Annotated in this window: 12 protein-coding genes and 1 pseudogene; 6 read left to right on the top strand and 7 right to left on the bottom strand. The window is 72.7% G+C overall.

All coding sequences use genetic code 11. The features are described from left to right. The first annotated feature begins 90 nt into the window (after positions 1-90). The 4 genes from ACWDS7_RS39365 to ACWDS7_RS39350 all read left to right on the top strand — a co-directional run bounded on the left by ACWDS7_RS39365 (position 91) and on the right by ACWDS7_RS39350 (position 3,778). On the top strand, positions 91-1,053 hold the full coding sequence (locus ACWDS7_RS39365) for an efflux RND transporter periplasmic adaptor subunit (RefSeq protein ID WP_451933414.1): 963 nt from the start codon (positions 91-93) through the stop codon (positions 1,051-1,053). Beyond that, a complete protein-coding gene (locus ACWDS7_RS39360; RefSeq protein WP_451933413.1) occupies positions 1,050-1,742 on the top strand; it encodes an ABC transporter ATP-binding protein in 693 nt (230 codons plus the stop codon). The genes ACWDS7_RS39365 and ACWDS7_RS39360 overlap by 4 nt, the downstream gene beginning before the upstream one ends. After that, positions 1,742-2,947: an ABC transporter permease gene (locus ACWDS7_RS39355; protein ID WP_451933412.1), complete on the top strand. Its 1,206-nt coding sequence runs from the start codon at positions 1,742-1,744 to the stop codon at positions 2,945-2,947. The genes ACWDS7_RS39360 and ACWDS7_RS39355 overlap by 1 nt, the downstream gene beginning before the upstream one ends. 372 nt (positions 2,948-3,319) lie before the next feature. After that, a complete protein-coding gene (locus tag ACWDS7_RS39350) occupies positions 3,320-3,778 on the top strand; it encodes a cupin domain-containing protein (protein WP_451933411.1) in 459 nt (152 codons plus the stop codon). A gap of 143 nt (positions 3,779-3,921) precedes the next feature. Here ACWDS7_RS39350 and ACWDS7_RS39345 read toward each other — a convergent pair whose 3' ends face one another. From ACWDS7_RS39345 to ACWDS7_RS39320, 6 genes are all read right to left on the bottom strand, one after another. Next, positions 3,922-4,428 (bottom strand): SRPBCC family protein, encoded by a 507-nt coding sequence (locus ACWDS7_RS39345; RefSeq protein ID WP_306861018.1) that lies wholly within the window; start codon positions 4,426-4,428, stop codon positions 3,922-3,924. A gap of 287 nt (positions 4,429-4,715) precedes the next feature. After that, positions 4,716-5,309, bottom strand: a complete 594-nt coding sequence (locus tag ACWDS7_RS39340) for a histidine phosphatase family protein (protein ID WP_451933410.1) — start codon at positions 5,307-5,309, stop codon at positions 4,716-4,718. 64 nt (positions 5,310-5,373) lie between these two features. After that, positions 5,374-7,728: a PEP-utilizing enzyme gene (locus tag ACWDS7_RS39335; RefSeq protein WP_451933409.1), complete on the bottom strand. Its 2,355-nt coding sequence runs from the start codon at positions 7,726-7,728 to the stop codon at positions 5,374-5,376. Between the two features lie 24 nt (positions 7,729-7,752). Further along, positions 7,753-8,796, bottom strand: a complete 1,044-nt coding sequence (locus ACWDS7_RS39330; protein ID WP_451933408.1) for a hypothetical protein — start codon at positions 8,794-8,796, stop codon at positions 7,753-7,755. A 283-nt stretch (positions 8,797-9,079) separates the two neighbouring features. Further along, positions 9,080-9,742, bottom strand: coding sequence for a response regulator (locus tag ACWDS7_RS39325; RefSeq protein ID WP_306861010.1), 663 nt, complete (start codon positions 9,740-9,742; stop codon positions 9,080-9,082). Further along, complete coding sequence (locus ACWDS7_RS39320) at positions 9,739-10,866, bottom strand: sensor histidine kinase (protein WP_451933407.1); 1,128 nt, start codon at positions 10,864-10,866, stop codon at positions 9,739-9,741. Before ACWDS7_RS39320 ends, ACWDS7_RS39325 begins: the two co-directional genes overlap by 4 nt. A 175-nt stretch (positions 10,867-11,041) precedes the next feature. Here ACWDS7_RS39320 and ACWDS7_RS39315 point away from each other — a divergent pair, with 175 nt between their 5' ends. Continuing rightward, complete coding sequence (locus ACWDS7_RS39315) at positions 11,042-11,440, top strand: hypothetical protein (protein ID WP_451933406.1); 399 nt, start codon at positions 11,042-11,044, stop codon at positions 11,438-11,440. Continuing rightward, positions 11,437-12,963 (top strand): multicopper oxidase family protein, encoded by a 1,527-nt coding sequence (locus ACWDS7_RS39310; protein WP_451933405.1) that lies wholly within the window; start codon positions 11,437-11,439, stop codon positions 12,961-12,963. The genes ACWDS7_RS39315 and ACWDS7_RS39310 overlap by 4 nt, the downstream gene beginning before the upstream one ends. Positions 12,964-13,102: 139 nt before the next feature. Here the strand turns inward: ACWDS7_RS39310 and ACWDS7_RS39305 are convergent. Continuing rightward, positions 13,103-13,417 (bottom strand): annotated as a pseudogene (locus ACWDS7_RS39305) (hypothetical protein); the annotation flags it as partial.

Below are 13,417 nucleotides of genomic sequence, written 5' to 3'. Positions count from 1 at the left end.
TGTCGAACTTCTGCATGGTGGGCTCCGTGCACTCGGTGTTTCTGATGTCGGAAACTGGGCCTCGGCGGTGGCAGCCCGGCGGGCGGCACGGTGGAGAGCGGGCTGCCGCCGAAGACCGCCGGGGTGACCCGGCAGACGCTCGTCGACACCCAGAGCGCCGACGGGGAGCTCGGCTACGGCCCGGCCACCACCGCGACCAGCAGGCTGTCGGGCACGCTCACCCGCCTGCCCGACACCGGGGACCGGATCACCCGCGGCAGGGCGCTGTACGAGGTGGACGACAGGCCGGTGACGCTGATGTACGGCGCGCTGCCCGCCTACCGCGCGCTGTCGCAGGGCGTCGAGGGGCCGGACGTCAAACAGCTGGAGAGGAACCTGAAGGCGCTCGGCTACCGCGGGTTCACGGTGGACGAGGAGTACACCTACGCCACGGCGGAGGCGGTCATGCGGTGGCAGGAGGACCGGGGGCTGGAGGAGACGGGCACCGTCGAGCTCGGGCGGGTGGTCTTCGCTCCCCACGCCGTCCGCGTGGAGAGCCTCCAGGCCGGGGAGGGCGACCTGACGGCCCCCGGTGGCAAGGTGCTGGCCTACACCGGCACCACCAGGGCCGTCACCGTGGAGCTCGACACCGCCGACCAGCGGCTGGCCAAGAAGGGGGCCAAGGTCACCGTCACGCTCCCCGACGACACGACGGTCAGGGGCCGCGTCGACGAGGTCACCACGGTGATCGAGCCGGGTGACGGCCAGGGCGGAGACGCGCAGACCAAGGTCGAGGTGGTCGTCGGGCTCACGGGCCGGAACGCCCGGAAGGCCGTCGGCGCCTACGCGCTGGCCTCGGTGGACGTCTCCTTCACCGCCGGCACGCGGAAGAACGTGCTCACCGTCCCGGTCGCCGCGCTGCTGGCGCTGCAGGAGGGCGGCTTCGGGGTGGAGGTCGTCAAGGGCTCCACGTCGACGTACGTCCCCGTCCGGACCGGCCTCTTCAGCGGTGGCCGGGTGGAGATATCCGGGGACGGGATCACCGAGGGCACGGCTGTAGGGATGCCGAAATGATCTCCCTGACGGACGTGACGAAGGTCTACCCCGGCGGTGTCACCGCGCTCGCCGGTGTCTCGCTGCACATCGGTGGTGGCGAGCTGGTCGCCATCGTGGGGCCGTCCGGCTCCGGCAAGTCGACCATGCTGAACGTGCTCGGCACCCTCGACCGGCCCACCTCGGGCACCGTGCGCATCGGCGGACACGACGTGGGCCGGCTCTCCGACGCCAAGCTGTCCGCGCTGCGGGCCGGTCACATCGGCTTCGTCTTCCAGCAGTTCCACCTGGCCGCGGGCACCGCGGCGCTGGACAACGTGGCCGACGGGCTCCTGTACTCCGGGCTGCGGGCCGGTGAGCGGCGCCGTCGCGCCGCGGCGGCGCTGGAGCGGGTCGGCCTCGGTCACCGCATGGACCACGAGCCGCACGAGCTGTCCGGCGGCGAACGCCAGCGCGTCGCCGTCGCGCGGGCCGTGGCCGGCGACCCTCCGCTGCTGCTCGCCGACGAGCCGACCGGCGCTCTCGACTCCGCCTCCGGGGCCGGGGTGATGCGGCTCCTGCGGGAGCTGCACGCCGCCGGCACCACCGTCGTGATCATCACGCACGACCGGGAGATCGCCGCGTCCCTGCCCCGCCAGGTGCGGATGCGCGACGGCCGGGTGGTGGCCGACTCCGTGCGGCGCGACGCCGCCGCGTCAGGGGTGGGCTGATGGCCGCCGACGTGCTGCAGCCGGCCCGGATGCGGCCGCGCGACGTGGTCAAGGTCGGCGCGGTGGGCCTGCGCACCCGCCCGATGCGGGCCTTCCTCTCCGCATTGGGCATCGCCATCGGCATCGCCGCGATGGTCGCCGTCGTCGGCATCTCCGCCTCCTCCCGTGCCGACCTCGACCGCGCCCTCGCGTCGCTCGGCACCAACCTGCTCACCGTCACGCCCGGTACGACCATGTCCGGCGAGCAGGCCCAGCTGCCCGTCGAGGCCGAGGCGATGGTGGGCCGGATCGGGCCGGTGGAGTCGGTCTCGGCCATCGGCCGCATCGACGACGCGAAGGTCTATCGCACGGACAGGGTCCCCGCGGCGGAGACCAAGGGGATCGCGGTCTACGCCACCCGCATCGACCTGAGCGCCGCCGTCGGCGCGCAGGTCAGGAGCGGCACCTGGCTCAACGCCGCCACGGCCGCCTACCCGGCGACGGTGCTCGGTGCGACCGCCGCCGAACGGCTCGGGATCGGCCAGGCCAGGCCCGGCACGCAGGTGCTGATCGGCGGAGAGTGGTTCACCGTGGTCGGCGTCCTCGCCCCGGCCCAGCTCGCCCCCGAGCTGGACACCGCGGCGCTGGTGGGCTGGCCGGCGGCCGAGTCCGTACTCGGCTTCGACGGGCATCCGACCACCGTCTACACCCGTTCCGAGGAATCCCAGGTGGAGTCGGTCCGCTCGGTGCTCGGCGCCACCGCCAACCCGGAGGCGCCCAACGAGGTCCAGGTCTCCCGTCCCTCGGACGCGCTCGCCGCCAAGCAGGCCACCGACGAGGCGTTCACCGGGCTGCTGCTCGGCCTGGGCGCGGTGGCCCTGCTCGTCGGTGGCGTCGGGGTGGCCAACACCATGGTCATCTCGGTGCTGGAACGGCGGGCGGAGATCGGCCTGCGCCGCTCGCTGGGCGCGACCCGGGGCCAGATCCGCACCCAGTTCCTCGCCGAGTCCCTTCTGCTGTCCGCTCTCGGCGGGGCCGGCGGCGCGCTGCTGGGCACCGTGGTCACCTCCGGCTACGCCGTCTACCGGGGCTGGCCGACGGTCGTCCCGCCCTGGGCGGTGCTCGGCGGCCTCGCCGCCACCCTGGCCATCGGCACCCTGGCCGGCCTCTACCCGGCGATCCGCGCCTCCCGCCTCGCCCCCACCGAGGCGCTCGCCACGACGTAGGCCCGCCGGTCGGGGCCGTCCGCGGAGCCGGGCGGCCCTGACCGGATGGCGCCGGGGCCTCAACCGGATGGTGCCAAGTGATCCCGACCGGATGGTGCCAGGAGGCCCCGACCGGATGGTGCCGGGCGACCGCACGGCCCCGCCGTACCGTCGCCGGCGACGGGTCGGAGCTCGCCGCTCTCGATCGCCTCCTGCGAACCTCATGGGAAGCGGATCAAAGGGGCGGATGCCTTTGTCCCATGCGGCCGCGGCCCGGCAGCCGCAGCGGGCCCTCGACGCCGCCACCGGTCACGGCGGTGGTTACCCCGCGGTCACGCGGTTCCGGAAAAGTGCCTTCTACCTGCGCGGAGCGTCAGAGGCCATGCTCTACGCATGACCGTCATCGATCGTCTCGACTACGTCCCGTTCCCCGAGGATCCACACAACCACAAGCCGGGCTCCCGCTACTCCCTGGTGCTCGACCCGGTCCGCGCCGACGGCAGATACGTCAAGGACCTGGTGCTGAACTTCGAGCATCTCGCGGCGGAGGAGATCATCCCGGTGCATGTGCATACCAACGAGGAGGTTCTCATCATCGACGAGGGCGAGGCGGAGGCGTTCTACGACGGTGAATGGGTGCCGGTGGGGCCCGGGGCGGTGATCCTGGTGCCCCCTGGCGTGCCCCACGGGTTCCGTAACCGGTCGGGCAGCAGGGTCAGGCTGCACGCGGTGTTCGCCGGGCGCGTGGTCGGCACCCGGCTGCTGGAGCGGAGCCCGGCGCCGGGCACCGAGGACGACCCGCTGCCGCCGCCGTACATCATCGACTTCCGCGAGCTCGTCGGCGGCGCCTGACGCCGGTGGGCCGGGCGGGACCATGGCGCGGCGTCCCGCCCGGGCACCGCGCCGGCGGCGGAGGCCGGGCCGGCGACGGGCGCCGCCGGCGCGGCCGGAGGCCGTCCGCGTCCGGGCCCGCACCGGTCAGGCCGGCGCCGTGATCACTGACGCGTCATCGCGCCGAGGGTCTCGGTCATGTGCTTGCGCAGCTCGCCCAGGCGCACGTCGAGAATGAGCTCGGCGATCTCGGGGTTGCTCTGGATCATCTCGCGCAGGCCGCTCTGCCCGGGGCCGTGGACGAAGCTGTGACGGACCAGGGTCCGGTCCGGGGAGTCTCCCGGCTCCAGCTCGTAGCGCCACCTCGACGACGGGCGCTCCGGGTCGCCGTCGCGGTCGAGCATCACCCACGCGAACGTGCGCGGGCGCTCCACCTCGGTGACCACGCCGGTCACCGTCCAGACCCTCCCCTCCCGGCGGTTGCGGCCCTGGAAGCGCACCCCCTCCCGTGGCTCCGGGGCGTCGTCGCCGAGCCAGGAGCCCTCCTCGCACTCCGGGCTCCACTCGCCGATGCGGTGCACGGCCGTGATGAGCTCCCACAGCCGCTCGGGCGGCATGTCGACGGTGGTCTCCAGGTCCACCCGCGCTCCGGTCACGCCGTAGTCCGCCATGCCTGAGTCCTCCACGCCTGCCTCCGCACGCTCACGGCACCCACGCGGTGCCCGCCGTCGCCGACCGACTCCTACGATGAACGATCAATCCGTCCGTGGACAGAGCCTTTTTCTCCGAGATTGCTCAGCTTGGTCCCTCCGGTGCCGTCCGGCGGGAGAAGGCGCGGCCCGCGGGCCGTCCCATCAGCGCCGAGGAGTGGCGGCGGTACGCGGGGGACCTCCCCTACCAGCGGGTCTGCCCCTGAACCAGCGGGTCCGCCGCTGATCGATCCCCCGGCGGCGGGGAGTCAGCGCCACCGGTAGGTCCACACCGAGACGGAGGGCGCCGGACCGCGGGCGTCGAGGAGCGGGATGTCGAGCCGGGGGTCGCTCAGGGCGGCGGCCAGCGGCACGTCGTCGCAGATGTGGGCCATCATCACCGGGCACGCCCCCGACTGACCGGCCAGGAGCACGGCCTGCCCGTCGTGCCTCCTGAGCCGGTCCTCGAAGAAGGAACGCCACTGTCCCGCCACGTGCGTCCAGGACGTGCCGCCCTCGTAGGGGCCGTCGACGGCGGCGGACCTGCGTGGCGTCTCCTCCAGGGGCCTGCCCTTGTGGATCCCGTAGTCGACGTTGTTGATCCGGGGGTCCGGGACCGGGGCGGGGATCCCGAAGAGGTCGGAGACCACTCTGGCACTGGTCAGGTGCCTGAGCGTGGTGGGGCAGTAGACCGCGCGGTATACGGGAGCCAGGGATCTGAGGATCTGCAGCGCCGGGCCGAGCCCGTCCCTGAAGCGGCGCAGCGCCTCCGGGAGGACCTCCTGGTCGCGCGACCGGAGGCCGAGCCGGTTGTCCCGGGACGGCAGATGTCCCAGAGTGGCGATGGTGACGGCGTGGGCCACGGCGATCCCCTCGATTCCCGATGCCTGCGAGCATGGCGCTCCCGGAGCCGGTCCGCGGCCGGCCTCAGAGCCCTGACCTGTTCCGCAGCCCCGTGCACCGCACCTGCCGGGCGGCGCAGTCGATCTCCAGTCCGGTCGCGCGCGACCACTTCCGGAAAAGCACCTCTCCCGCGCCGATCACCGCGGGCACGCCCAGCTCCCCCGCGCGGATGGCCATGTGGGAGTTCGCCCCTCCGTACATCGTGACGAAAGCCTGGATCCCGTGGGAGAAGATGTAGTCGTAGCCGGGGTCGGCCGCGGTGATCAGCAATATTCCGCCCCTGAAGTCCCGTGGATCGTCATCCGGTGTGACCACCCGGCCCGAGGCCCTCTTCTGTGTCACGAAATTCGGTTCGGCCCGCTCCCGGCCGAAGGCCCACACGTCGCAGGGGCGTCTGATCAGGGAGGGCAGTGTCATCGCGCGCGTCGACTCGTATGATCCGCGCCCGCGCGCGACGGCGCTCTCGATGACACGGCCGGGGTCCCCGCTCGACGCGTAGAGATCACCGATCACGGCCGCGTCGACGTAGGAGCAGTCCTCCAGCGTGTATCCGTACTTCCGGGCGAAGCCGCCGAGGATGCGGAGCATCTCGCTCAGGTTCCGGGTGAACAGGTATTTCGCCCTCTCGCGGCCGTCGATGGCGGCGCGCACGAAATCCAGCAGCTCGTAGGCTCCCAGGCGGATCCCGTGCTGCCGCAGGAGCAGGTCGAGGCGGTCGGCCCGGGCACCGGAGAGCACCGGGTCCGGGGGAGGGCGGTGGGGCCGGCCCCACTCGGCGTCCCAGTCGAAATAGTGGTCCGGTGCCTCGTCGTAACGGGGGGAGAGGATGTCGTAGGTCCCGGGGCGGAGATGCCCGTGGCGCAGCAGGAAGTCCCGCCGGTCGAGCGTCGCGAGATCGGCGTTCAGCTCCGAGGTCACGCTGGCCGCCCCCCGCATGAACGCCTCGAACTCCGCGTCGTCGAGCAGCGGCGGGTCGAGCGTCCGCAGTGACCTCATCAGCTCCACGGCGATGAATCCCACCCTCGCCAACCCGGCGAACGGGAGCGTCCCGTAGCGCCTGCAGTCCTCCATGAGCCAGTGCATCTTGCCGATGTCGGAGAGCCCGGAGCCGGTCACGGTGTGGAAGCGCCGGCCCAGCTCGGACAGGCGCGCGAGGTCCCTGGCCCAGGGGCCGTCCGGTCCGATGGCGCGGTTGGTCAACGTCCTCAGGCTGGACAGGAGCTGTCCGCACTCCTGCGCGCTGAACCCTTCCTCCCGCAGCCGCATGAGCCTGTCCGGCAGGTCCAGCGAGTAGCAGCTCAGCAGGATCTCGAACTCGATCTTGTCGTGGTTCTCGGGTTCGGTCTCGAGCCGCCGCAGGTAGTGGTTGACCAGGCGCTCGGCCAGCTCCCCCTCGACATCCTTGGGCAGGAAGGAGTTGAGGCTCACCCGCACGTCGACGTAGGGCTGGCCGGCCAGGCTGATCAGGAGCGGGAACCCCGACAGATCGCGGTATCCGTAGACGTCCCGGCTGGCGCTCCAGACCGAGTCGGTCAGCAGCCGCCGGTACAGCGACAGCGCCAGCGGGCGGGGCCGTACGCCGACGACCTCCGCCGGGTTCCAGTCCGGCATCACGCCCAGCAGGGTGCGGTCACCGTACAGGTAGGGGTGCGGCCCGCTCAGCCGGCGGATCGCCGACTCGACCTCGGTGATCTCCTGGGCCAGCCGGGCCCGCCGGGGCGGGGGCAGGACGTCGCAGACCAGCCTGCGCACCTGCAGGACGAACACCTGCCCCCCGGTGTCCACCGCGAATTCGACGTCCAGCGGGACGTCGGGGCCGAGGACGCCCTCCAGCTCACCCAGCGCCTCGAACAGCCCCGCGAGCTCCGGCACGGGGGCGGCCGAGGACGCCTCCCGGTGCCGGAGGTAGATCTTCGGCTCGCAGGAGCGCCCCGCTGTGATCGAGTCGGTGGTCCCCGAGGCGTCGTCGTAGTTGATCACGAAATACGGGCTGCCCGTGGTGGGGTCGGCGGTGAAGGCCACACCGCTGAGCGCCACATCCCGCAGCATGGGCTGGACGAAGATCTGGTCGTCCGGGCTGCCGCCGCCGTAGGAGCAGGCCACCCGCGTGATCGACCGGCGTACGGCGCTCCTGCCGAGGACGTCCAGCTCGGACAGGAACTCGCCGGCGTGGGAGACGTCCTCGCGGTCCTCCGCGAGCGAACTGCTCCGGACGATCACGGGAGCGGCCGACCAGGGGGTCTCGAAGATGCGGTCGAGCACGCCGTGGGGGGACCTCTCCCATTCGGCCACGGTGAAGCGGACCTGCGGCAGCACCCGGGCCGTCCGCAGCGCCGAGGCCAGACATTCGAGCGTCTCCGCCTTCGATCCGAGCTCCACGGTCGCTCCCTCCCTGGCCTCCGCTCACCGGCCCGCGTATCCGTACCGGTCGAGAATGGTGGAGTATCTCTCCTGGAACTCGCCGAGGAGCTCCTCCGGGAACTCGTCCCTCCACCGGTGGGCCTGGCCCAGGACGAACGTCCTCGCCGACGGGTTGTAGGCCCGCTCCCCTATCGCGGACGGATCGCCGCAGACCCCGAGAAGGACCATCAGCCGGGCGACGGCGTTCTCGCGGAGACCGTCGTCACCGCCGCCCCTGCCGCCCACGAGCTCTTCGTAGGAGGTGGTGAAGACGTCGGGGTGGTCGAGCAGCCACGCGTTGTCGGTGAACGACCACTCCAGATAGGGGCCCAGGTTCCGGATCGCGTGCGACAGCCGCCGCTCGGGCGTGGGGAGACGCTCGAACATCCTGGCGTTCATCATGTGGAACGGCAGGCGGGTGAAACTCTTCCCGGCCCCCTGCCTCAGGAGATATCGGATCAGGGAGAGCAGGACGGCCCGCGGGTCCCGATAGTGGAACACGACGGGGAACTCTCTCTCGCACCACGCGTAGAAGAGGGGGCGCGGATATTGTGCCGGGCCGCCCACCGCGGGCATGGGGAGAGAATGGACGACATACGCCGAGCCCGGCCCCAGGGTCGCGAGATGGTCCTCCTCGTGTTTCTCCCAGAGCCCGTCCTCGTAGGGCGCGGGCCCCGTGCCCTCTCCTGAGACGTCGTAGCCCATGGCGCGCACGAGTTCGGCGACCAGGTTCGTCCCGCTCTTGTGCAGGGCGACCACGCCGAGGAAGGGCTCACGCCGGGCGGCGTGCAGGACGTGCGCCCGTGGATTCCGCCCGACCGCCCGCTGCAGGCGCCCGCGGTCGCAGCCCGCCAGCCCGACCACCACGTCGGCGGCCGGGCCGGATCCGGCGCCCGGAGCGGCGTGGTGGACCACGACACGGCCGGGCGGGTGCCCGGAACGGAGCGCGGCCCGCAGCGCGTCGGCCGGCGCCCTGTCACCTACGACGAGGAAACGCCGCGCGCCTTCCGCGGCAAAAGCGCCGCACGCCTCCACGTAATCGCTCATGTCGCACTGTGAAGGGGTGAGTATCCTGTGCACGGCTCCCCCGGACGGTCAGCGCGCACCGGCAAGGCGGCCGCCGGCCAGCGGGACGGAGTCGGAATCCCGGCGGTGACGGAGACCGTTCGTCGGGAGACGTCGCCGTCCTCCGCGGGTTTTCCGTGAGTTTCCGCGAGTTTAACCGCGGGGTGTCTTCCCCGCCCTGGCGGCGCGGGCCACATTGCCCTTCCCGACGGCCCGGCCCCGCGGGGGACGCGGGACCGCTCCGGCGGGATCCGGGCGACCGGGCTCAGCGGCCTCCCGGAGTGACCAGCCCCGACTCGTAGGCGAAGACGACGAGCTGGGCCCGGTCGCGGGCGCCGAGCTTGGTCATCGTACGGCTGACGTGGGTCTTGGCGGTGGCGTGGCTGATGACCAGCTGCCCGGCGATCTCCTCGTTGGACATGCCGGCCGCCACCAGGGCCAGCACCTCGCGCTCCCGCCCGGTCAGCCGTTCCAGGCCGGGGCCGGCCACCGGCCTGGGCGGGGCGGAGACGTACTCCTCGATCAGCCGCCGGGTGACCGAGGGCGACAGCAGCGCGTCGCCGCGGGCCGCCACGCGCACCGCCTGCAGCAGTTCGACAGGCTCGATGTCCTTGACCAGGAAGCCGCCGGCCCCGGCCCGGAGCGCGGCGAAGACGTACTCGTCAAGGGCGTAGTTGGTCAGGATCACCACGCGCACCGCGTTCAGCTCGGGGTCCGAGCCGATCATCCGGGTGGCCTGGATCCCGTCGAGCAGGGGCATCCTGACGTCCAGCAGCGCCACGTCCGGCCGCAGCGCCCGGCAGAGCTCGACGGCCTCGCCGCCGTTCCCGGCCTCGCCGATCACCTCGATGTCGTCCTCGTAGTCGAGCAGGGCCCGGAAGCCCGCGCGGATCAACGGCTGGTCGTCGGCCAGCAGCACCCGGATCACGAGCTCACCAGCGGCAGCTCGGCCCGGACCTCGAACCCGCCCTCCGGGCGCGGTCCCGCCGTCAGTGACCCGCCCACGGCCAGCGCGCGCTCCCGCATGCCGATGATCCCCATCCCCTGCCCCGCGGCCGTCGCGTCCGACCGTCCGTCGTCCGCCACCCGGAGCACGATCGTTCCAGGACGGTATTCGGTCGTCAACGTGATCGACGCGGGGCCGGCGTGGCGCAGCACGTTGGTGAACGCCTCCTGCGCGATGCGGTAGGCCGCCCGATCGACGTCCGGCGCGAGCGTGCCGGCCTCGCCCACCACGGTGACCTTCACCGGCAGGCCCACCGCCTCCGCCCTGGCCACCAGCCGGGGCAGCCGGGCCAGCCCCGTCCCGGGGTCCTCGGCGTCCACCTGCCGGAGCACGCCCAGTGTGGCGCGGAGCTCCCGCATGGCCTCGTGGCCGGAGTCCCTGATCGCGGCCAGTGCCTCACGTGCCTGCTCCGGCCTGCGGTCCAGCAGATGCGTCGCCGCCGCGGCCTGGATGTTGATGACCGAGATGGCGTGGGTGAGCGTGTCATGCAGTTCCTGGGCGATCCACAGCCGCTCCTCGCCCGCCCGGCGCAGCGCCGCCTCGTCCCGGGTGCGCTCGGCCTCGACCGCCCGCTGCTCCACCTCGTGCAGGTAGGCGCGGCGGTTGCGGACCGTCTCGCCGACCACCACCGCCGCCACCAGCCAGCCGCTGAGCAGGCTGAGGCCGCCGGGCTCCGGGTCGGTGTCGGCCAGCGCGACGAGGACGCCGACACCCACGGCCAGCGCCGCGGCGAGCACGACCGCCAGGCGCCGCCGCCCAAGGGTCGCCGCCGTGTAGATCGCGATCAGGGCGGGCGCGCCGGCGAAGATCCCCGGATATCGCATGCCGTAGTAGGCGATGCCGCACCCCACCGCGGCCACCCCGGTCCACACCGGCGCGGTACGCCGGAAGGCGAGGGAGAGCGCCGGCAGCACGAGCAACGACAGGCCGAGCGCGTCCAGGGGGCGCTCGGGCATGCCCGAGGAGGACAGCCTGCCGTAGGTGCCCGCGACGCCCAACGTCAGCACGGCCACTGTGATCAGCGCGTCGAACTTCCGGCTCTTCATCCCCGAAACGGTAGGACACCGGACCGGCGGGGCCGACGGGCGGGCGGATGAGGCCGTGCGTACATCCGTGGTCGTACAATCGTCCCCCGCCGGCGCGCCGTACGTCCCGGGACGTACGGCGGAGCACCGCCCACGGGGGACGATCTTCCGGGCAGGGCACGCCAGCATGGCGTTCATGAGCGTCTCATCCACCGCCCGTCGCACCCGCGCCCCCGGCTGGACCGTCTGGTCGTTACGCGCCGGCGCCACCCTGCACCTTCTCGGCGTGCTCGGGCAGGCGGCCCTGGCCGGGCTGTTCGTCACCGGCGACGTGGACATGCTCGCCTGGCACCGCGGCAACGGCGGGTTCACCCACGCCATGCTCTACCTGCAGCTCGTGTCCGCGATCCTGCTGTGGCGGCCGGGAAGGGGCCCGCTGTGGCCGACCGGGGCGAGCGCGGCGCTCGTGGCCGCCGAGACGCTGCAGATCATGCTGGGACAGGAGCGTGTCATCGCCGCGCACTTCCCGCTCGGTGTGGCCGTCTTCGGCGCATCCGCGGTGATGACCGCCTGGACCTGGCGGGGGGCGGCGTGATCTCCCGACGGGGCTTCCTCGGTCTGCTCGGCGGCACCGGGCTCGCCGTCGCCGGCTGCGGGACGTCGACCGCCGAGACCGCCGGTCAGACGCTGACCAGCGCGCTGGCGCCGCCCACGCCGTTCACCGTGCCGCTCCCGGTCCCCAGGACCGCCGTTCCCGTACGGCCGGGCCACTACGAGGTGGTCCAGCGGGCGGCCCGGGTGGAGATCATCCCGGGCACGACGACGGAGGTCTGGGGCTACGACGGCACCTTCCCCGGCCCCACCTTCGACCTGCGCCGCGCCGATCCCACCGTCATCCGGGTCCGCAACGAGCTGCCCGTGCCCACCTCCACGCATCTGCACGGCGGGGTCACCCCGCCCGGCTCCGACGGCTACCCCACCGACCTGGTGGTGGCCGAGGGCAGGGGGTTCCGGCCGCCGCCCGGCGCGCACGCCGCTCATGACCCGTCGCTGTGGACCTTCCACTCCGGGGCCAGGGACTACCTCTACCCGCTGGACCAGCGGGCGGCCACGCTCTGGTACCACGACCACCGGATGGACTTCACCGCCCCGCAGGTCTGGCGGGGCCTGGCCGGCTTCCTGCTGGTCCGCGACGACGAGGACGACGCGCTGCCGCTGCCGAAGGGCGCACGGGACCTGCCGCTGATGATCTGCGACCGGTCCTTCGAGGAGGACGGCGCGTTCCGCTATCCGGAGGTGGACCCGAGCCTGCTGGTCAAGGCGGGGGTGGAGGACGACTTCATGGAAGGCGTGGAGGGTGACGTGATCCTGGTCAACGGCGCCCCCTGGCCGGTTCTGGAGGTGGACGCCGCCCGCTACCGGCTGCGGCTGCTCAACGCCTCCAACGCCCGCCGCTACCGCCTCGAACTGACGCCCGGCGGCAGGTTCGTCCAGGTCGGCAGCGACCTCGGGCTGCTGGCCGCCCCGGTGACCCACGACGCGATCACCATCGCCCCGGCGGAACGGTTCGACGTGGTCGTGGACTTCTCCGACCACCCCGTCGGCGCGGAGGTGACGCTGGTCAACACGCTGGGCACCGGGCAGACGCGGAACGTGATGCGCTTCCGCGTCGTCCGGAAGGCGAAGGACGACAGCACGGTCCCCAGGCGGCTGTCCCGGATCGAGCCCCCTGACCGGTCCGGAGCTGTGGCCACGCGGACCTTCGACTTCCGCAGGACCGGACAGGGCGGCGGAGCGGCCTGGACGATCAACGGGCGGCCGTTCCGGCCGGGCAGCCCGCTGGCCAGGCCACGGCTGAACACCACCGAGGTCTGGCGGTTCACCAGCGACTTCCACCACCCCGTACACGTGCACCTGGCCCGTTTCCAGGTGCTGTCACGCGGCGGCAGGCCGCCCGCCCCGACGGACGCGGGCTGGAAGGACACCGTCGACGTCCGGCCCTACGAGGTCGTCGACGTCCTGGTCCGCTTCGAGGGATACCGGGGCCGCTACATGCTGCACTGCCACAACCTCGAACACGAGGACATGGCGATGATGGCCGACTTCGAGGTGGTCTGACCGGCCGCGGCGGCTTCCCCGGACGGCGGCTCCACCGGACAGGGTTCGGCCGAGCCGCCACCCGCCCTGCCGCGGACCTCGTGGGGGATATGTCACGACTTCTCCGGAATTGTGGCGATGCGAGATCCGGAGGCCGGGGTCAGGCCCGGACGTCGGCCACCGGCGTCGCGTCCGCCCTGGCCGGCGCCGGACGGCCCAGCGATCCGCGCAGGACACGGAGCACGATGGCGGGGGACAGGAGCCTGGCGGGCGGGTCGATCAGGTTGAGGACGCGGAGGAAGGCGGCGCCGAGCACGGGGTCGGTGGTCGCCGCGGCGTGCAGCCGGTTGACGTAGGCGTTGGTGAGGCGGACGGCCGCCGTCCGCCGTCCCTCCACCTCCGGGAAGCGCAGGTCGGTCCCCACCGAGATCGACCAGGGGGTGTCGATCAGCTTGGCCGCGCCGCGGAAGAACCG

This window comes from Streptosporangium sp. NPDC003464, assembly GCF_053588315.1.
The sequence above is the reverse complement of the archived record's forward strand: the minus strand, read 5'-3'. Positions and strand labels throughout refer to the sequence as shown.